This window comes from Streptomyces doebereineriae (genome assembly GCF_031845645.1).
Lineage (GTDB): Bacteria > Actinomycetota > Actinomycetes > Streptomycetales > Streptomycetaceae > Streptomyces > Streptomyces canus.
On the sequence record NZ_JAVREZ010000368.1, the window covers coordinates 1 to 439 of the forward strand.

1 protein-coding gene is annotated in these 439 nt (G+C 64.2%); it reads right to left on the minus strand.

What is annotated here, in order from left to right:
- Positions 1-439: radical SAM protein (locus RNB18_RS52335; RefSeq protein ID WP_394817816.1), on the minus strand; the 439-nt coding region annotated here is incomplete at both ends.

A 439-nucleotide genomic window follows, 5' to 3' on the forward strand; every position in this document is an offset into this window, starting at 1 on the left:
GCAATACGGGTGCGACCATCACATGACACCGCAGCCCGGCGTCGCGAATGGCAGCGATCAAGCCGAGCCGGGCCTCAGGTGACGGGGTTCCGGGTTCCACGTCGCGGTGCAGTTCCTGGTCGCCGACCGCCAGTGACACCGCAATGCTGACGTCGACGTGACGCGACGCCTCGGCGATCAGCGGCAGGTCACGGCGAAGCAGTGTGCCCTTGGTGAGAATCGAGAACGGCGTTCCTGAATTCGTCAGCGCCGCAATGATTCCCGGCATCAGCGCATAGCGGCCTTCGGCCCGCTGATACGGATCGGTGTTGGTGCCCAGTGCGACCGTTTCGCACGTCCACGACCTCCGGCTCAGCTCACGCGCCAGCACCTCGGCGACGTTGGTCTTCACCACCACCTGAGTATCGAAGTCCGTTCCGGAATCGAAGTCGAGGTACTC